Source organism: Methylocystis sp. (genome assembly GCF_046349115.1).
GTDB lineage: Bacteria > Pseudomonadota > Alphaproteobacteria > Rhizobiales > Beijerinckiaceae > Methylocystis.
Window position 1 is genome coordinate 654,872 of sequence record NZ_JAXMCX010000001.1, and the last position, 17,697, is coordinate 672,568.

Here is a 17,697-nt window from a genome sequence, read left to right on the forward strand (position 1 = left end):
GGCGTCGGCGGGCAACCGAACTCGCGCGCACTTGCCGAGCCTGAGCCTCGTCGTGGCGGCCCAAAGAACCAACTATATATCGAAGCCTGTGCGTTATCGCAGAAGTCCGCAGCCTTCCAAAGGAGAGCCATGAACGTTCCGCGGAAAGCGATGTGGAAAGCAAGCGCCAGCAGCGATATTCCGAGACATGCGATCGACGATCGCTACGCCACGATTTGGGTCTCGGATCCCTCGGAAAAGCCCTGGCTAGAAATCGATCTCGACGTGGTCGCCACGCTCGGCGGCTTGGAAATCTACTGGGGTCATCGGTCAGCGCACGAATATGAATTCACGGGCTCGACGGACGGCGAGACCTGGACGCATCTTTGCGCCACCCGGCACGGCGAGGGCGGACAGGAGGTTTTCGGCTTCCCGCCGGCGCAGGCCCGCTTCGTGCGCTGGAGCTGCGAAAACCCCGAGCGTCGGCCAGGTCCCGAGATCGTGGAAATCAACCTCTATGGTCCCGCGGACGCGGTTTCGACGCTGGAGGCGGGACGGATTGCGGCGCTCGGCCATGCGCCGGTCAGACTCGCGGTGGGCGAAAGCATCACCGTCGATCTCGGCTATGTCCGATCGGTGGCGGGGACGCTGGTGGAATGGGGGGAAACGTACGGAACGGACTTCTCCGCCTATCTCTCCGACGACGGCCAAGAGTTTCGTGAGCTCGGCCGCATCTCGACCGGAGAAGGCCAAAGCGACAGTTTCTGGTGGCCTAACGCGGCCAGCCGCTACATGCGCCTGACCGTGCATGCGGCGAGCGCGCCTGACGGCGCCATCGTCAATGAGCTCAAACTCCGCATCCTCGACAGGGATCGAATGCCAATCGGCCAATTAGAGAGGGCGGCGCGCGCGGGACGCGGCGATCTCTACCCGCAGTCGCTGCTCGGACGCCAAGTCTATTGGACCGTGCTGGGAGAATTCGAGCAAACGGAAGAAGCGCTTTTCGACGAATTTGGCAATCTCGAACCAAGACGCGGTTCGGCCCAAATCATGCCCCTGCTTCGCATAGGGGCAAAACTCATCGGCGCGCCCGCGAGCGAAGAAATCCGCTGCTCTCTCGAAGGCGGCTCGCTGCCGATCCCGAGCGTCGTTTGGTCTACGCAGGACATGGAAGTTCGGGCGACGGCGCTCGCCTGTGCCGGCCAAGCGCTGGTCGAGTATCGGATCTTCAATCGCAGCGGCGCGCATCGCGACGGCGCGCTCGTGCTGGCGGTGCGGCCGGTTCAGATCAATCCCTATTGGCAACATGGCGGTCACACGCTCATCGACGCCATTCGCGTCGAGGGGCGGGAAGTGCGGGTCAATGATTTTGTCCATGCCGCGTTTTCGCGCGACCCTGACGTCGTGACCGTCGCTGAATTCGACGACGGCGACGTCGTAAGGCTCATCGAAAACGGCGCGAAAGCGTCGGACCGAAGCCTGAGCTCTGAGTCGGGCCTTCTCAGCGCCGCCTTGGAATTCGCTTTTTCACTGGCGCCTGGGGCGAGCGACGCTGTCATTGTCGCCGCGCCGCTTCATGAAGGCGTCACGCCCGACGCCGGCGTGGCGTTCTCCGCCATCCGCGACAGCGTCGCCGACGGCTGGAGGAGAAGGATTGGCCCCAGGAGAATCGCCGTCGGCGATCAGGAGGTGACCGAGACGCTCGAAGCGCAAACCGCGCTGATCCTCGTCAACGCGTCACGATTCGCTTTCAAGCCCGGTCCGCGAAATTACGACCGGGTCTGGATACGCGACGGCTCCGCCCAGGCGCTCGCCTTGCTCTGGGCCGGATTGATCGATGAAGCGAAGGCTTTTGTCCTCTGGTATTCGAAACGAATTTGCGCGAACGGCATGGTTCCGCCGATCCTCGACGAAGACGGCGCGCTCAACCATGGTTATGGAAGCGGAATCGAATTCGACGCCCAGGGCGAATTTGTCGGCATCGCGGCGGAAGCATATCGGATATCGAAGGATCGCGACTTCCTCGCCGCGATTATCGAACCCGTGGTCCGAGCGACCTTTTTCATCGATGAGCTGTGTGCTCGAACCAATGCGCTGCATGGGCCGGAATCCCGATTTCACGGGCTCCTGCCGCGCTCGATCAGTCATGAGGGCTATGCCGAGCCGACTTACAGCTATTGGGACGATTACTTCGCCTTGAGCGCTTGGCGCGACTGCGAATATCTGGCGAACGAAGCGGGCGAGAAGGAGACCGCGGCGCGCGCCAAGGCAAGGGGGCAGGCGTTCGCCGCAAATTTCGCCCGTTCGCTTCGCATGACCGCTGAGCTTCTGGGCAAAGGCCTCATCACAGGCTCGGCCGACCGCGGCGACATTGATCCGACGTCGACCTCGATCGCCTTCGAGCCCTGCCGCGTCGAGGATGTGCTTCCTCACGAGCTCCTGCAAGCGACCTACGACTTCAGCGCGGCTCGTATCAAATCGATCAGCGCGCCGGATTTCGAGGGCAGCTTCGTGCCCTACGCCATTCGCGACCTCAACGCCTTCGTATCGCAGGGCAGATTCGAAGACGCTTTTGACCTGCTCGCCCTCGCGCTCGATTGCCGGAGGCCGACAAACTGGCGCCATTGGGCGGAAGTCGTGTGGAGCCCGCCTCGGACGCCGCGATATATCGGCGATATGCCCCACACCTGGGTTGGGGCCGAATTCGTTGCGGCCATTCGAAGGATGTTGGTCCGAGAGAATGGCGCCACTCTCGAACTGTTGCGCGCCGTTCCTGACGCGTGGTGGGAAGGAGAAGGCATAAGGCTGCAAAAGTTGCCCACGCGCTTCGGCCTCATCGACCTTGCGGCGAGCCGGGCGAATTTCACCGTGACAATCGAACTGCTCGTCGTCGGTTCGCCGCCAGACCGCGTCACGATACGCTATCCCGCCGTTCGGCGCGCTCTGGCTGATGGGAGGCTGTGCGACATCGACGGCGATGTGATCTCTGCGGCGTGCTTCAGCAGGATGGTAATCGACTATTGAATATATTCACTGGAGCGCGCCCGGATTTCTGCTTGGCGACATATTCGTTCAATCGCCCATAGCGTATGATTTCGCGAAGCTTTTGCGCTGACCCCTTCTAGAGCGCGGATTTGTGAGTCGGCTAAATGTCGCGTTCGAACGCGGGGATTTCTCTCAATGCCGCGCGTGCTCCGGCGCGGCAATCTCGGATGCCGCGCTGACGATAGACGCGCCACAAGAGAGATCGCTCGCTCAACCTAGCCTCGACTTAACCGCCCTGCGCGCAAGATCTTTTGACGAAGGCACGGGCGCGTCCAGCTTTAAGAAAACGTCATTCAGCGTGCGTAAGGTGCACTGCAAGGCTTCCTTGCTGAGGCCGGTCACAATACGTTCCGACCAAAGCCCCTCAAGCTGCATTGCCCGACGAAAAGTCCTGTTGCCGAGTGGCGTCAGGCTGTAGAGCGGCGAGCGCTCATGTCGCGGATTTGGACTTTGCTCGACAAGTCCCTCATCGATCATCTTATTCAGTTGCTTCTGCACCGCTTGACGAGTCAGTCCCATCGCCTCGCCGATTTGAGGCGCTGTCAATAAGCGACCGCTAAGCGCGATGGCGCCGAGCAACTGCCATCGTGAGCTGGTGATGTGCAGCGGCGCGACCAATTCGTCACCCTTTTCGAGTAGACGTCCATTTACGCGAAAGATGGCAAGCATGATTTCGGTCAACATATCAGCCTTTGTCTTTGTGTGGGCGGCCATTAACCCCGCCTCCTGATTTGTGGACGTTGTTCCTTCGACGAGGCCGCGATTCTCGTCTTCGGAAGGTGAAGCATAGCGCATAGCCAAAAAAACCAAAAAAGCGCCGCCGAATGCGCTGGGTTCCTGCCATCAGCACAAAAATCCTATCACCGATAAAGGGCCGCGTCATCGAAAACTGAATCTCCTATTGACAACCATTTTCCAGTTCGGTAACAGGTTGCCAACACGCTGGTTGTGGCTGCAAGGAGTTACAAAAACCGTTATCGCGTCGGTCCTTGAGCCTCGTTGTGGAGAACGACATCGCAAACAAATCGGAGGATCATTCAGATGAAACAATTTGCACATGCGACGCTTGGCGCAATCGCAATTGCGCTGATCGCCAGCTTCATTTCAGCGACGCTCTATGCCGAGTTGAGCGGATCGGCCAGCCTTATCTCTGAAGTAAAAACGCTCATCGTTTTCCCTGGACTCGCCCTTCTTGTTCCCTCCTTGGCTTCGACCGGAGCTTTAGGCGGACGTCTCGCCAAGTTCTATAATGGGGATGTCGGCGCGGCGGCGCGTCTGCAAAAGAAGATGATGCGTATGCGCGTCATCGCCGCGAACGGAATCTTGATCTTGATCCCTTGCGCCTTCTTCTTGAAGGCATGGGCCATCGCAGGCGATTTCGGACTCACCTTTTATATTGTCCAAGGCGTGGAAATCGCCGCTGGTCTAACCAACCTGACCCTGCTGGTTATGAACATGCGAGACGGCCTGACTTTGCGCCGAGAACGCGAGCGACCCCGAGTCGAGATGGAAGCGGCCGGCGGCCTTCGCTAACTCTTTCGAATATCCCGCCTACGTTCGAATATCCGGTAGAAAAAGCGAACCGTCGTCTTTTAAAGGCGCCGAACGGCCCAGCCATGCACGTTTGGAGAGTTTCATGAAGACCAACCACGCGGTCGAAGTTCAATGCGGCGCGGACGTTGCGTTCGCCATGTGTGTCGATGTCGCGAGCTGGCCCTGGATTTTTCCGCCATGCCTCGACGCCAAAATTGTCGCCGAATCGGATAAGCAGCAGACGATTGCGCTTACAGCGAAGGCGAACGACCAGATTTTCAGCTGGCAATCGGTTCGTCAGATCGACAGGGAAAGGCGTCGTATTGGATTTGCGCAGGCGCGCCCGTCTCCGCTGGTGAAATACATGAAAGGCGAATGGTCCGTCGACCAGGCTGGACCGACATGCATCATCAATCTGTCGCATGAATTTGAAGTCGTGGACGATGTCGCTCATCGCGTGCCGAATATCTCGACGCATAGCGAAGCGATGGCCTTCATGGTGGAGACTGTCGAGAACAACAGCGCGAAAGAGCTGGCCGCCATCAAAAAAGAGCTGGAGCGATCCTTGTGGTCTCACGAATTCAGCGAGGCCATGCTGATCAAGCACTCGCCCGGCGCGATTTTTCAGTTGCTTCGAGACGCCGCGAACTGGCCCTGGTTGCTCCCGCATTGCGAGGGCGTCGAGATGATTTACGAAGATCCGCAAAATCAGGAATTCATCATGCGCGTTCGCGTCGGCGATATCGAAGAGCGCATCAGAAGCATCAGGACGCTTCGTCCAAATCTCATCGAATACTTCCAACCCGCGCCTCCGCCGCCGCTCAAGGAGCATCAAGGGCGTTGGATGCTACGTGAAACCGAAGCCGGCGTCGAAGTGACCTCCTGGCACTCCGTCGTGCTGAATGAGACGCATTGGAAAAGCTGTTCGGTCGACGAGGCGAAGCAAAAAGTTGAGATGGCGATCAACGCCAACAGCCTCGGCACGATGCGCGCGATCGCCGAAAAACTGGAAGGGCGTTGAGATGAATCGCAATGCATTGATTACCGGAGGCGGTAGCGGAATCGGCAAGGCTATCGCCGAGCGGCTCGTCGCCGATGGTTTTAACGCCATTCTCGTTGGTCGCACGCTCGCCCGCCTTAAAGGCGCCGTCGTCGAGCTTGAGCAACAACGTCTAAATTCCAGCCAGAAGGTCGTCGCGCTCGCCTGCGACGTCACGGAGCCGAAGGAAGTCGAGGAGCTGATCTCGCGGATCAAGGCGGATTTCGGTGAGATCAGCGTCCTTGTAAATTGCGCCGGAAGGTCAGGCGGCGGGGTTACAAAATCCCTCACCGACGAACTCTGGCTCGACGTCATCAACACCAATCTCAACTCGGTTTTCTTCGTCACCCGCGCGGCGCTCAAATCCGGAACGCTAAAGAGCGGCGGTAGCATTATCAATGTGGCTAGCACGGGCGGCAAGCAAGGCGTGTCGCATGGCGCGCCATACAGCGCGTCTAAGCACGGCGTGGTCGGCTTCACAAAAGCTCTGGGTCTCGAACTCGCCTGGGACAAGGCGGACATCACCGTAAACGCTGTGTGCCCTGGTTTTGTGGAAACTGAAATGGCCGCGAAGGTGCGTGGGAATTACGCAAAATTATGGGACGTTTCGCCCGAGGCGGCAAAAAGGCGCATCGAAGCGCGGGTGCCAATCGGCCGTTATATCGAGCCCGAGGAAGTGGCGGCGATGGTCTCGTATCTTGCGTCGGATAAAGCGCGCGGCGTGACCGCGCAGGCAATGAATGTTTGCGGTGGTCTCGGTAACTACTGAGGGGATTTCTACGATGATGAAAGCAGTAGATGCGGCGGCAAGATCAGACGCTGAGCGCGTCGTGATCACGGGGATGGGCGTCATTTCTCCCAATGGAGTCGGCGTCGACGCGTTTTGGAAAAACTGCGTTCGGGGCAAAAGTGGAGTCGTTCGAATTAACGAATTCGACGTTTCGCGCTTCGCGTCCCAAATCGCCGGCGTGGTGCGGGACTTCGATCCCGACACGTTCGACATTTCCGAAAGCCAGAAGGAATCTCTCGATCGCTACGCGCTGTTCGCGCTAGCGGCGGCTGAAGAGGCGGTGCGGAATTCTGGACTCGACAATGGAGACTACGACCCAGACAACATGGGCGTATGTATTGCGACCGCCATCGCCGGCACAAAATTCATGGAGGAGGAGTTTCTCCGCCTAACGAATAAGGGAGCCAATAGTCTCGATTCCTCGCAGGCCAGTCCCCACCTGTTTCTCGGCGCGAGCTTTCATGTCGCTTCGGCGGAAGTCGCCAAGCGATATGGGGCCCGCGGTCCGGTTTTGACTTTGGCGACGGGGTGCACGGCGGGCCTCGACGCACTCGGACAGGCCGTCGACCTCATTCGTTCTGGACAATCCAAAATTATGATCGCCGGCGCTACCGAGGCGCCAATCACGCCGATCGCATTTGCGGCGTTCGACATTATCGGCGCTCTTGCGAGCGACCGGAATGACCAGCCCGAAAAGGCGTCGCGCCCTTATGATCGGTCCCGTTCGGGCTTCGTCCTGGGCGAGGGCTGCGGCATTTTCGTCCTTGAATCGCTCGAACACGCCAACGCTCGCGGGGCCACGGTGCTTGCCGAAGTCTTGGGCTTCGGATCGACCTGTAACGCCTATCATATGACGGACCTCGCGCCAGAAGGCATCGATCTGCATCGCGCGATGAAACAGGCGTTGTCCGACGCTCGGTTGCAGCCGGAGGCGATCGACCATGTCAATGCGCATGGAAGCTCTACGCCGCAGAACGACGTTAATGAGTCCAACGCCGTCAAGCACACTCTTGGTCGGCGAGCCTATGAAATTCCGATCACGTCGATCAAATCGATCATTGGCCACGCATTGTCCGCGGCCAATGCGGTGGAGCTCGTATGCGCCGTGCTGTCGCTCATTCACCAGAAAATTCCACCGACGATCAATTACGAACATCCTGATCCTCACTGCGATCTGACCTACGCGACGGAAGGCGCGTGCGACGCGAAGATCGATTTCATCCTTAAAGACGCAAGCGGCTTTTCGGGAATTCATAGCGCCATTGTGCTGGGAAAATTGCGCGACCGCGCGCCTGGGAGGGCGGCATGAAAAATATTTGCGTGATTACGGGCATTGGCGTGGTGCTGCCAAATACGCGCTCATCGGATAAATTGTGGACCGATTGCCTCGGCCAGGACGAAGGCGGCGCAACGGGCGACGGAAAGGCCTGTCGGACGTTTGTTTCCGAAGAATTGTTCGAGGGCTGCATTTCGCCTCGCCTATCGAAAAAACTTGACGCGTTTACCCGCTACGCGCTCGCAGCCACGCATTTTGCGATCGAGGATGCAAAGCTGGCTTTGAACGACGCCGATAAGGAACGCTGCGGAGTCTTCGTGGGAAATTGCTTCGGCGGCTGGAGATTCACGGAGACCGAGCTGCGCAATCTGCACTGCGACGGTCCGCGAAGCGTGAGTCCTTTCCAGGCGACGAGTTGGTTTCCGGCGGCGCCTCAAGGACAGATATCGATACATTATGGCCTTAAAGGCTACAGCAAAACCTTCATGGCCGATCGAGCCAGCAGCCTGCTGAGCATTTCTGCAGGAGCGCAACAAGTAAAACAGGGAAATCTCGATATCGCAATCGGGGGCGGCACGGAAAGCACCAATACGGATTTCGTTAAGGCTGCACTCCGTCGTCTGAAACGGCATCGAGACGACGATGATGATAACTTCTCGCCCTTCGCGCCCGGGCGCGACGGTTTTGCCGCTTCCGAAGGTGCGGTCTTTTTCGTTATGGAAAGCGAAACGCATGCGCGTGCGCGCGGAGCGAAAATCTACTGTAGCGTCGAAGACTTCGTTATCCGAAACGCGCCATGCGACGCGGATGCATATGGCGCCGATCCCATCCCATTCATTCGATCGATGAAAGGCGTTTGCAATGGCGCGGCGCCGGATTTGGCGCTTCCGGACGCCTGCGGGTTCAGCGACTGCGACAAGGCGGAGGCCGACGCGATTTCTGAAGTTTTCGAAGATGTGAAAATCACCTTTCCAAAGGCGCGCCTCAAGCATCTTTTCGGAGCAGAAGGAGCTCTTGATGTCGCGCTATCCAGTCTGATGTTGGAGAGACAGCAAATACTTCCGACCATTGTCGAAGAAGTTGGACCGCCCCTCAAGCCCTCGCAGGTGGTGCGTGAGCTCGTGGACGCGCGCCTCGAACGAATTCTCATCAATGCCCGCGCCTCCGGAGGGGCGGTTGGGAGTCTTGTAGTCTCAAGGATGGAGGCCTAGCCATGGTATCGAACATGCACTTGAGTCATGACGTGCTCTGCAAGATCGTGATCGAAACAATCGTTCAGTACCTTGGAAACGAGGGAGCTGATGTTCATGTTGAGTCGCAGCTCGAGGCGGAATATGGGCTAGATTCGACGGAACTCGTTTGCGTCGCCGTAGATCTCGAACGTCGCCTCGGCCTGGACCTCAAGCAAATTCGCTTTGGCCAGCTCAAGACCCCCAATGACATTGCGGACGCGGTCGGCGACCTATTCGGCCGCCGAGCATCCTTCCCGACCCCGGCGCTCGCAAACGCCTGATCGTATTCAGTGTGACGGGAGAGCCATCGGCGTCACACACTTTTCAGAAATCGAGCGAAGCGAGTGAAAAATGTATGTCACGATCCGCTTCACCGAGGAGATTCAGGCTGACCGGACTTCGACGGCTGGACCGGCGGACGCCGATCGCCTCCCTCGCGGTCTCCTTTTTCTTCGCGACGATTCGTTCGAGTTCGACCGTGGAAAATATGGATCGAGCAGATACGTCGCCATAGAGATCGGCGCTCCGGGCAAAACAGCCGAAGGCGCGGATCCGACCGCCGGTAGGCATTTATATCGTCAGGTTCGACGCGTATGCATCGGTTCGCCCGCCAATTCCGGATCGATATTTTTTATCACGACATGCGAAATGGAGGAGCGGGAGTCGGAACGTTTCCTCAAACAATTTGACGGGGCGTCAACGTTTCTTAAAGCGCGGAGCGGATTTCTCGGATTTCGACTCCTCAAGAATTGTGATGCCGCAGCACCGCTCCGCTTCATTAATATTGCCCATTGGTTGAGCATGGCGACATTCGAAGCCGCCTTTTCCTCTGCGACATTCAAGACGCGCATCGCGGGGGGCTTCGATCATCGAAGCGAGATAATGGTCAGTCGGAAGCTTGCGCGGACGGTCCAAGACCGTGCGTTTGTCTCGCGACTTCGTCGGACGTTTGAGCTGGAGACCAATTGATATGATTTTCGAAATCGACATCTGGCGGTCCGAGAAGAGTCACGATGACATCGCCGCGTGGTGCGTAAACGCCCGCGAAGCGACGCAGGAAAGTGGATTTGGCTGCGCCACGCTTCACCAAGTCTACAAGCAAATCAACCAGCGAGGGTATGATTTCGTCAGCATCGTCGATTGGGACGATGCCTCCAGTCGCGCATCCGCGATCAGTCCATGCGAGACCCTCATTCGTAAGGAAGGAAACAGCGCGCCCAATCTATATTCGCTGATCAACTCCGGCGGCGATCTGAGCGCATCGGATCCGGGCAATCTGATTGTCACGAATCCATATCGCATCGATCGCGCATCGAGCGCCCAGCACGCGGAAATGTGGGAGCAGTCCAAGCAGCATATGGAAGGCAAAGAAGGCTTTATCAATGCGCGCTTTTTCGAAGCGATCGAGTCCGCCTCCGAATATATATTCGTGAGCCGTGCGGAGTGGCGCAGCGAGGATCTGTTCATGCGTCAATTCGCAGGCCGCAACTTCAGGGAAATCGTCGCGCCCTTCGAATCGATGTTTTCAATTTGCTTCTCACGCGTTGTTGTGCGCGTGGAGCAAAACGTCATGCAATATGCACCGTCGATCCAAAATGCGGAGAAGAACAATGATCAACGTTATCGACCTTATCGAGACTGAAGAGCCAATAAAGACGAAGGCTGTATGGACGCAGGTTTGTGGGTATTTCTCCAAACGGCCAGGTTTCATTGCCGGTCAGCTTCTCAAAGCCTTCGAGACCATCCATCCCGTGAAGCCGTATCGCTACACGAGCTTTTGTCAGTGGGAGTCGAATGAAGATTGGCAGCGCGCGCGCCTCGCAGCGAAAGCAGACCACTTTATCTCGAAAGTCTTGAAAGACTTTCCCGCGACGTTTACGGCGGTCCATGCGGATTTGGATCAAGGGCAAGGACACGATGTGCGTCGGGCGACGCCCGAGATGATGACTCTGGTGGATCTTATCTATGTCGATCCGGAACGGACCGATTCATATGCGAGGATGTGGGGCGACGCGAGAAGCTTCATGAAAGACAAGAGCGGATTTGTCGACGCTAATCTCTATCGTGTGTTTGATGAACAAAACCCAGTGAAATTCGTCAATATCGCGGTCTGGCAGTCGACCCAAAAATTCTACGAAGCGCTAAACACTCCGGAGTTCATGGAAATTATCTCGGATTTCAAGGAGAACTTTTCGCTCTATCTCAGCCGGGTTTCTGCGACGGCGACCAGTCCAGAGTTCGCGACCTCCTAAATCAGCGATGTGAAGAGGAGTAACGGCAATGGAATATGTCATCGAAATCATCAAAACCCGGGAATGCGATGAATACATCGATTTTTGGGAGGAGAGCGCTGAGGAATTTTCGAAGTGGCCAGGCTTCGTTCAAGGTCAGTTGTTTAGCGTTGAACAGGCCATTCGCGACACGCATTACGATCTCTTGAGCCTGTATGCGTTTAAGACGCGCGACGATGCACAAAGATTCATCGATGACAAGGCGGCTCCGGTGCCTGTCGAGCCGCGCGGCGTCGAGCGCGAAGTTTGTCGCCTAGTGATCGAACTCGGCGCATTGACGGCGCTCGAGGGCAAACAACGCTGGCTCGTTAATCCGTTTGAAATTGGCGAGGAGGAAATCCCGGGTGTTCTCGACATGTGGGATAAGGCCAAGGATCATATGGTCGCAAAACCCGGATTCTTAAATGCGCGACTATTTCGGGCTCAAGGCGACTCATTTCGCTATGGATTGATCAACATTGCACAATGGCAGAGCGCGGAGCATTTCATGCAAGCGCTTAACGACAAGGCTTATGATCGCCATCGCGAACGATCGGAAAATTACAAGCTGCATCCATCGATATGTGCGCTTGTAGGCGAGGTTGAAGGTTCCGACGTTTATTCGGTCGCAGCGCAATGAGACGAGAGGAACAGAAAATGAGCAATGTTGCGCTCGTCACCGGCGCCAGTCGAGGAATTGGCCGGGAGATCGCCGAGTCGCTCGCGTCAAGGGGCTACCGGCTGATCCTGGTGGCGCGGAATCTCGAGCGTCTTCGGGAGGCCGCGCAATCGCTCACAAAGCGGCACGGCGTTGATGTGAGCCTTGTCGCGGTGGATCTGCGCGCATTTGACGACGTCGCGACCGCAATTTCAAAGGAAATAGCAGCGATGGGACGCCTCGACGTTCTCGTAAACTCGGCCGGGGTTTTTCATTTTGGCACGAGCGGAATGGCAATAAATGAGATGGACGATCTGCTGATGGTCAACGTCAAGGCGATGCACAACATATGTCGCGTTTGTCTTGACGCGCTTAAGCAATCGAATTGCGCGCATATCTTCAATATCTCGTCCATCGCGGGCGTGGAGGGGTTCGCCCCGATCGGTGGATATGCGGCGAGCAAATTCGCAGTGGTCGGTTATGGTCAGTCGCTCGCGCAGGAGCTTATCTCCGAGGGCGTCAAGGTCACAACGCTTTGCCCTGACATCGTCGACACCGATATGAGCGTCGGATCGGGGCTGTTGAGCAATCAGATGATTGCGCCGAGCGACATCGGCAAGGCCGTAGAATTTGTTCTCTCGCTTTCAGACTGCGCCATCGTCGATCAAATGACGATCAAGTGCAGGACCGTGATCGAACGGAACGGCCTACGCTGATTGTTCTGGGCGCTGGAGCAGCCTTGCGCTGCGAAATTTCTGCTTCAAAACTTCGCCCTTTTTGATTCTGATTCACGTCCAAGGGGAAAGACCATTGAGCTGGCGGGCTCTAAAGTCGTCGGAGATTTCGAAGCTCGGACTCTCCGGCTCCGGCGCCTTCGTATTTCTACTTGAACACGAGAGACCAGTTTTATTGAGGCGCAATAGCTTCAAAATCACCAGCAAGATTATTAGTTCGATTGTTCCTGGCGCGTGCCTGATGAAGGATGCCTACGGCAAGCCAATTGTGCCGGGCGGAGCGCTTTCGATCAGCATCAGCCATAGCGGTTCTTGCATTCTTGTTGCTTTGGCGAATGTAAGCGTTGGCGTGGATATCGAATACCTCAGACATCGACACCAATGGTTGACGCTCTACGAGTGGATTACGTTTCCTGAAGACCGGTTTCTGGACCCTACGGAAATTGACTTTCTCGAAAGTTGGACTGCGAAAGAAAGCCTCGTCAAGATTTTTGGGCGGGCCGTTGACCAAGGCATTCGAAGCATTTCAATCCCCGTCGTGCGCTCCAGGGCGTTTCGTAGAGCATCGGTAAATGGAAGATGTTTCTGGATAAAGCCGCTACCGCAATGGAAGGAAATGGTTGCCTGTTTGGCGCTTGCCGAGCCTTGCGCGGTGCTGCCCTATTACCTCACGGACTGCGCAAGCTGGTGTGCGGAATGAGTTCAGGCCGAACCCTTGAGATCGCCAACCCGCCAGTGGCTCCGACTCAGGATCGCGCCGCGATAGAATTTCGCGAGGTAAAGCGCTATCTGCCGTGGCTTGTCGCCTTCGCTCTCTTCATGGAGCAGATTGACGCGACGATCCTCAACACGGCGGCGCCGTCAATTTCCGCGAGTTTAGGGGTTTCACCGCTTAGCCTGAAGACCATTTTGACGAGCTACACGCTCAGTCTTGCGGTGTGCATTCCGGTGAGCGGGTGGATCGCGGACCATTTTGGCACGCGCAGCGTTTTTTGCGCAGCGATATTGATATTTACTGGAGCTTCCGCGCTGTGTGGTCTTGCTTCGGATGTTCCGACAATCATCGCTGCAAGGATGTTGCAAGGGGTCGGCGCCGCTATGATGACGCCGGTCGGTCGCGTCGCGGTTGTACGGACATTTGAAAAAAGCGAGTTGCTGCGCGCGATGAATTTTGTCGTCGTGCCATCGCTGATCGGACCTTTGTTAGGGCCGGCGGTCGGCGGACTGATCGTCGATTGGCTTTCTTGGCGCGAGATTTTTTTCGTCAATATTCCTGCGGGGGCGGCCGCGCTTTGGATGCTTTGGCGATACATGCCAGACTATTACGGCGCAAGGCGTCGACCGCTCGATTACCCTGGATTTCTGCTGTTCGGCGCGGGCGCCGCATTTCTTTCATTCGCATTTCATATTTCCGACATCGGCGACCAACGAGCTTCCGCCTCGATCATGGTGGGGCTGATGACGATCGGCCTGTTCGGCGCTTATGTCGTCTATGAGGGTCACGCAATGGATCCCTTGCTGAATTTCTCGTTGTTCAAAATTAGAACCTTTCGCGTGTCGGTGCTTGGCGGTTTTTTTACGCGCGTCTGTATTGGGGCGCTGCCGTTCTTGACGCCATTGATCTATCAGCTCGGCTTTGGATTGCCGGCATGGCAGTCTGGGCTATTGACCGTGCCGGCTGTCATCGCGTCGATGACGATGAAATTTGTGTCGACGCGCCTGCTGAGAAGGCTGGGATATCGAATCGTCTTGACCGCGAACACAATGATAATTGGCTTGATGCTCTTGCTTTATTCCGTAGTCACGCCCGATACGCCGGTGGCCTATGTGATGCTGGTCAGCATCGGGCTAGGGTTTTTCAATTCGCTTCAGTTTACGGCGATGTATAGCATCGCCTTTGCGGACATACATTCGAATGATTTGAGCATGGCCAGCACGATATCGAGTTCTTTTTTTCAGCTGTCCCTGACCTTCGGCGTGGCGTGCGTTTCCATGATGTTGAGCGCGTTTCTAGGCGATATTCCTCAATACGACAGGAGCGCGTTCATGTCGGCCGTCAATCGCGCTTGTGTGGCGTTAGGCGTCGTAACAATGACGTCGTCGATCTCTTTTTGGACGCTGCGCCCGGAGGATGGCGACAGCATTAGTGGAAGGTAGCTGTCTCGATCGTAGCGCTGTTTGAGGGGCTTCGGCGGCAGCGCTGATCGCGATCCGGGTTCAGAAGCGCCGCATCGGTTCAATCGACCCATGTCTTCGAGGCTGCGTTATGCCCTACCGGCGCGCCCTGTGACTTCGCTTTTGCGCGGGTTGCATCGATCAGTGAGCCGCCAGAAGTCAAACATGTTTCAGTGAGACGATCCGATGTTCGCGGCGACGCCGTCGAGCAAGGCCTTCGCCTCGTCCGGCAGACCGAGTTTACTCGCCAGGAGATTCTCCCGCAGATGCGTGACTGACGCTGTGCCGGGGATCGCCAGGATGTTGGGCGCCCGACGCAGCAGCCAGGCGAGCGCGACCTGCATCGGCGAGGCGTCGAGGCTTCGGGCGACATCGGAGAGGATCGATGATTGCAGCGGCGTGAAGCCGCCAAGCGGAAAGAAGGGCACATAGGCGACGCCGCTTCCGGCGAGTTCGTCGATGAGAGAATCGTCGGTTCGGTGCGCGAGATTATAGTGGTTCTGCACGCAGACGATCTCGCAGACGCCACGTCCTTCGACGAGTTGAGCGGGCGTGACATTGCTGAGGCCAATGTGGCGGATCAGGCCTTGGCGCTGTAGCGCCGCGAGGGCGGCGAGCGGCGCTTCGATCGAGCCTTCCGCGGGGCCGTGAACGCTGAACATGAGTCGCAGATTGACGACATCGAGCGCATCGAGGCCGAGATTGCGCAGATTGTCGTGAACGGCCTGCGTGAGTTCCTCGCGCGAAAAAGCCGGCAGCCATGCGCCGTCAGCGCCGCGCCGCGCGCCGACCTTGGTGACGATGACGAGATCATCCGGATAGGGATGCAGCGCCTCGCGGATCAGTCGGTTGGTGACATGCGGGCCATAGAAGTCGCTGGTGTCGATATGGTTGACCCCGGCGGCGACCGCCTCGCGCAGCACGGCCAGCGCCGCATGACGATCCTTCGGCGGACCGAAGGCGCCAGGTCCGGCGAGCTGCATCGCGCCATAGCCGAGTCGTTTCACGGCGCGGTCGCCGAAGGTGAATGTGGTCGTCATTGCGTCGGTCCTTGCGTCAACTCGCCCACGGAAATATACGAAGAAACCTTCACTTTCTGAATTCGCATTCGATGAGCGCCGTCGCAGCGACCTTAAAGCCAAGAAAATCCCCGATTCAGGCGCGCTCGGTCGTCACCGTCGAAGCGCTGCGCGTCGCGACGATTCAGGTTTTGATCCAGGAGGGCCTAAGCCGCTGCACGACGACTCGTATCGCCGAGCGGGCGGGCGCGTCGGTCGGCAGCCTCTATCAATATTATCCCAACCGGGACGCGCTGCTCGCCGCCGTTCTTGAACAGCATTTGGCGGACGTCGCTGCCGCCGTGGAGCGGGCCTGCCAGGAGCATCGGGGTAAGCCACTGTCTCGGATGGCTTCGGCTTTTGTTCTTTCGTATCTTGACGCCAAGCTTCGCAACCCCAGGGAGGCGATGGCGCTCTATGCCGTCGCCGAAGAGCGGGGCGGCGCCGCGCTGGCCGCGCGGATGCGCGCCCGCATCGCCACGGCGGTCGCCGCCATGCTGGCCAGCGCGCCCGACGCGCGTTTCGACGACCCCGCCTTGGTCGCCACGATCGCGCTCGGCGCGTTGGTCGGGCCGGTGCAAGCCATGCTCAAGGAACATGCGCCGGCGCCAGTGAGAGCGCGACTGCGAAAAGAACTCGTCACGCTTGTGACGGCCTATCTCCAAGCACGCCAGAAGACGAGGCCGTCCATCGCATCGCCGCCGCGGCAGCGGTCATGATTCTGAGTCGGCAAGCGTAACGGCGTTCATTTCCCTGCGCACGCGTCTAAGCTTGTTTTTTTGGCCATAGAGGCTAAGTATCGCCTATCGAGTTTCGGCCGAATGATCTTGCTTTCGCTCCCTTGGCGCGTCGGCTTCTGACTTCCTCTCCAGAACTTCGATCCTCAAGCGCCGCGCAAGTCGTGCGGGCGCAAAAAGCTTGTTCTTGAAAGGACATGTCATGCAGACAGGCACCGTAAAATGGTTCAATGCCCAGAAGGGCTTCGGCTTCATCCAGCCCGAGTCCGGCGGCCCGGACGTCTTCGTTCATATCAGCGCGGTTGAGCGCGCCGGCCTCTCTGGCCTCGCCGAAGGCCAAAAGGTCACTTATGAAATCGCCGTCGACCGGCGCAGCGGCAAATCATCGGCCGATCAGCTGCAGATCGCGGCCTGACGATATTTCGCCCCTGGCGGTCCGTCGGGGGCGATTCGCTTTTGCTTTTTTGGCCATTGAAGAAAAATCTCGACGGGCAGGAAAGAATCCGCCCTGTCGGCGCATGAGCTGACATAGTCGTCGCGCCTGATAGGCTCGGCGTCTCGCAGTCAAGCTCTGGAAATCGCCAAGAAATTAGCAGCTGCGCCGCGTCGACGGACACGCCCTTTTGGCGCGCCGCGTCCTATCTGCTCTTGCACGCGCGATCGGGCGTCAGGCCCGAGCGCGAGCGAGGATCGGAAAATGGCCAGGTCGCGGAAAGCAGCGAAAGCCCATGTCAGGACTCCCGAGGTGCAGGGCACGACTCCCATCGCCTTCGCCGGAATCGGCGCGGCGCTTGCCGCGGGTTTGGGCGTCGCCGCCGCAGGCCTTCCGGCCGGATTTATATGTTCGGTCGCCGGCGCCATCGCCGGGGCGATCTTCGGCGCGTGGTTGGACCGCAACTGAGACTCTTGCTCGGGCTCCTGTAAGCGCGAAGTCGAATGCGGGGCGCGTTGACGCAAAATGCGACGCGTGCGGGGGCGCACATCCGCTCAGGCTTCCTAGCGATAATGTCTTTTCATCGAACGACAGGAGGACATTATGTCGAAGTTCAGCAGCGCGATCGTCGGAGCGATCATCGGTTCAGTCATCTTCTTTGGAGTCGGCATCGGGCTCGCGCATGCCCATACGGCGCCCCAGCAGACCGGCATTGTAGTCTATGTCGACGAACCCTGA

General features: G+C 57.9%; 20 protein-coding genes. 18 read left to right on the top strand and 2 right to left on the bottom strand.

Annotated elements, in window-relative coordinates:
• The first annotated feature begins 129 nt into the window (after positions 1-129).
• Entirely contained in the window at positions 130-3,003 is a 2,874-nt protein-coding gene (locus U1E20_RS03015; protein ID WP_409979101.1) for a discoidin domain-containing protein, read from the top strand.
• 231 nt (positions 3,004-3,234) lie between these two features.
• On the opposite strand, the gene U1E20_RS03020 is transcribed toward U1E20_RS03015, so the two are convergent.
• Positions 3,235-3,738 carry a MarR family winged helix-turn-helix transcriptional regulator gene (locus U1E20_RS03020; protein ID WP_409979102.1) on the bottom strand — a complete coding sequence of 168 codons (504 nt, stop codon included), beginning with the start codon at positions 3,736-3,738 and terminating at the stop codon, positions 3,235-3,237.
• Positions 3,739-4,065: 327 nt separating this feature from the next.
• On the opposite strand from U1E20_RS03020, the gene U1E20_RS03025 reads away from it, so the two are divergent.
• The 13 genes from U1E20_RS03025 (at position 4,066) to U1E20_RS03085 (ending at position 14,713) form a co-directional block, all read left to right on the top strand.
• Positions 4,066-4,557 carry a hypothetical protein gene (locus tag U1E20_RS03025; RefSeq protein WP_409979103.1) on the top strand — a complete coding sequence of 164 codons (492 nt, stop codon included), beginning with the start codon at positions 4,066-4,068 and terminating at the stop codon, positions 4,555-4,557.
• A gap of 103 nt (positions 4,558-4,660) precedes the next feature.
• Complete coding sequence (locus U1E20_RS03030; RefSeq protein ID WP_409979104.1) at positions 4,661-5,578, top strand: aromatase/cyclase; 918 nt, start codon at positions 4,661-4,663, stop codon at positions 5,576-5,578.
• A 1-nt stretch (position 5,579) separates the two neighbouring features.
• A complete protein-coding gene (locus tag U1E20_RS03035) occupies positions 5,580-6,365 on the top strand; it encodes an SDR family NAD(P)-dependent oxidoreductase (RefSeq protein WP_409979105.1) in 786 nt (261 codons plus the stop codon).
• A gap of 13 nt (positions 6,366-6,378) precedes the next feature.
• On the top strand, positions 6,379-7,695 hold the full coding sequence (locus U1E20_RS03040; RefSeq protein ID WP_409979106.1) for a beta-ketoacyl-[acyl-carrier-protein] synthase family protein: 1,317 nt from the start codon (positions 6,379-6,381) through the stop codon (positions 7,693-7,695).
• Positions 7,692-8,873 carry a beta-ketoacyl synthase N-terminal-like domain-containing protein gene (locus U1E20_RS03045; RefSeq protein ID WP_409979107.1) on the top strand — a complete coding sequence of 394 codons (1,182 nt, stop codon included), beginning with the start codon at positions 7,692-7,694 and terminating at the stop codon, positions 8,871-8,873. The genes U1E20_RS03040 and U1E20_RS03045 overlap by 4 nt, the downstream gene beginning before the upstream one ends.
• 2 nt (positions 8,874-8,875) lie before the next feature.
• Positions 8,876-9,175 carry an acyl carrier protein gene (locus tag U1E20_RS03050; protein ID WP_409979108.1) on the top strand — a complete coding sequence of 100 codons (300 nt, stop codon included), beginning with the start codon at positions 8,876-8,878 and terminating at the stop codon, positions 9,173-9,175.
• A 70-nt stretch (positions 9,176-9,245) separates the two neighbouring features.
• Entirely contained in the window at positions 9,246-9,863 is a 618-nt protein-coding gene (locus U1E20_RS03055) for an antibiotic biosynthesis monooxygenase family protein (protein WP_409979109.1), read from the top strand.
• Position 9,864: 1 nt separating this feature from the next.
• Positions 9,865-10,536 carry an antibiotic biosynthesis monooxygenase family protein gene (locus U1E20_RS03060; RefSeq protein ID WP_409979110.1) on the top strand — a complete coding sequence of 224 codons (672 nt, stop codon included), beginning with the start codon at positions 9,865-9,867 and terminating at the stop codon, positions 10,534-10,536.
• On the top strand, positions 10,505-11,146 hold the full coding sequence (locus U1E20_RS03065) for an antibiotic biosynthesis monooxygenase family protein (protein ID WP_409979111.1): 642 nt from the start codon (positions 10,505-10,507) through the stop codon (positions 11,144-11,146). Before U1E20_RS03060 ends, U1E20_RS03065 begins: the two co-directional genes overlap by 32 nt.
• Positions 11,147-11,174: 28 nt before the next feature.
• A complete protein-coding gene (locus U1E20_RS03070; protein ID WP_409979112.1) occupies positions 11,175-11,804 on the top strand; it encodes an antibiotic biosynthesis monooxygenase family protein in 630 nt (209 codons plus the stop codon).
• A 17-nt stretch (positions 11,805-11,821) separates the two neighbouring features.
• Positions 11,822-12,538 carry an SDR family oxidoreductase gene (locus U1E20_RS03075; RefSeq protein ID WP_409979113.1) on the top strand — a complete coding sequence of 239 codons (717 nt, stop codon included), beginning with the start codon at positions 11,822-11,824 and terminating at the stop codon, positions 12,536-12,538.
• A 94-nt stretch (positions 12,539-12,632) separates the two neighbouring features.
• Positions 12,633-13,256 carry a 4'-phosphopantetheinyl transferase family protein gene (locus tag U1E20_RS03080; protein ID WP_409979114.1) on the top strand — a complete coding sequence of 208 codons (624 nt, stop codon included), beginning with the start codon at positions 12,633-12,635 and terminating at the stop codon, positions 13,254-13,256.
• Positions 13,253-14,713 (top strand): MFS transporter, encoded by a 1,461-nt coding sequence (locus tag U1E20_RS03085; RefSeq protein WP_409979632.1) that lies wholly within the window; start codon positions 13,253-13,255, stop codon positions 14,711-14,713. The genes U1E20_RS03080 and U1E20_RS03085 overlap by 4 nt, the downstream gene beginning before the upstream one ends.
• 188 nt (positions 14,714-14,901) lie before the next feature.
• Here the strand turns inward: U1E20_RS03085 and U1E20_RS03090 are convergent, their stop codons facing one another.
• Positions 14,902-15,771, bottom strand: coding sequence for an aldo/keto reductase family oxidoreductase (locus tag U1E20_RS03090; RefSeq protein WP_409979115.1), 870 nt, complete (start codon positions 15,769-15,771; stop codon positions 14,902-14,904).
• 71 nt (positions 15,772-15,842) lie between these two features.
• Between U1E20_RS03090 and U1E20_RS03095 the strand changes: the two genes are divergently transcribed.
• From U1E20_RS03095 to U1E20_RS03110, 4 genes are all read left to right on the top strand, one after another.
• Complete coding sequence (locus U1E20_RS03095) at positions 15,843-16,508, top strand: TetR/AcrR family transcriptional regulator (RefSeq protein WP_409979116.1); 666 nt, start codon at positions 15,843-15,845, stop codon at positions 16,506-16,508.
• Positions 16,509-16,728: 220 nt separating this feature from the next.
• Complete coding sequence (locus tag U1E20_RS03100) at positions 16,729-16,941, top strand: cold-shock protein (RefSeq protein WP_409979117.1); 213 nt, start codon at positions 16,729-16,731, stop codon at positions 16,939-16,941.
• A 282-nt stretch (positions 16,942-17,223) separates the two neighbouring features.
• Positions 17,224-17,427 (top strand): hypothetical protein, encoded by a 204-nt coding sequence (locus U1E20_RS03105; protein WP_409979118.1) that lies wholly within the window; start codon positions 17,224-17,226, stop codon positions 17,425-17,427.
• A gap of 135 nt (positions 17,428-17,562) precedes the next feature.
• Positions 17,563-17,697: a hypothetical protein gene (locus U1E20_RS03110; RefSeq protein ID WP_409979119.1), complete on the top strand. Its 135-nt coding sequence runs from the start codon at positions 17,563-17,565 to the stop codon at positions 17,695-17,697.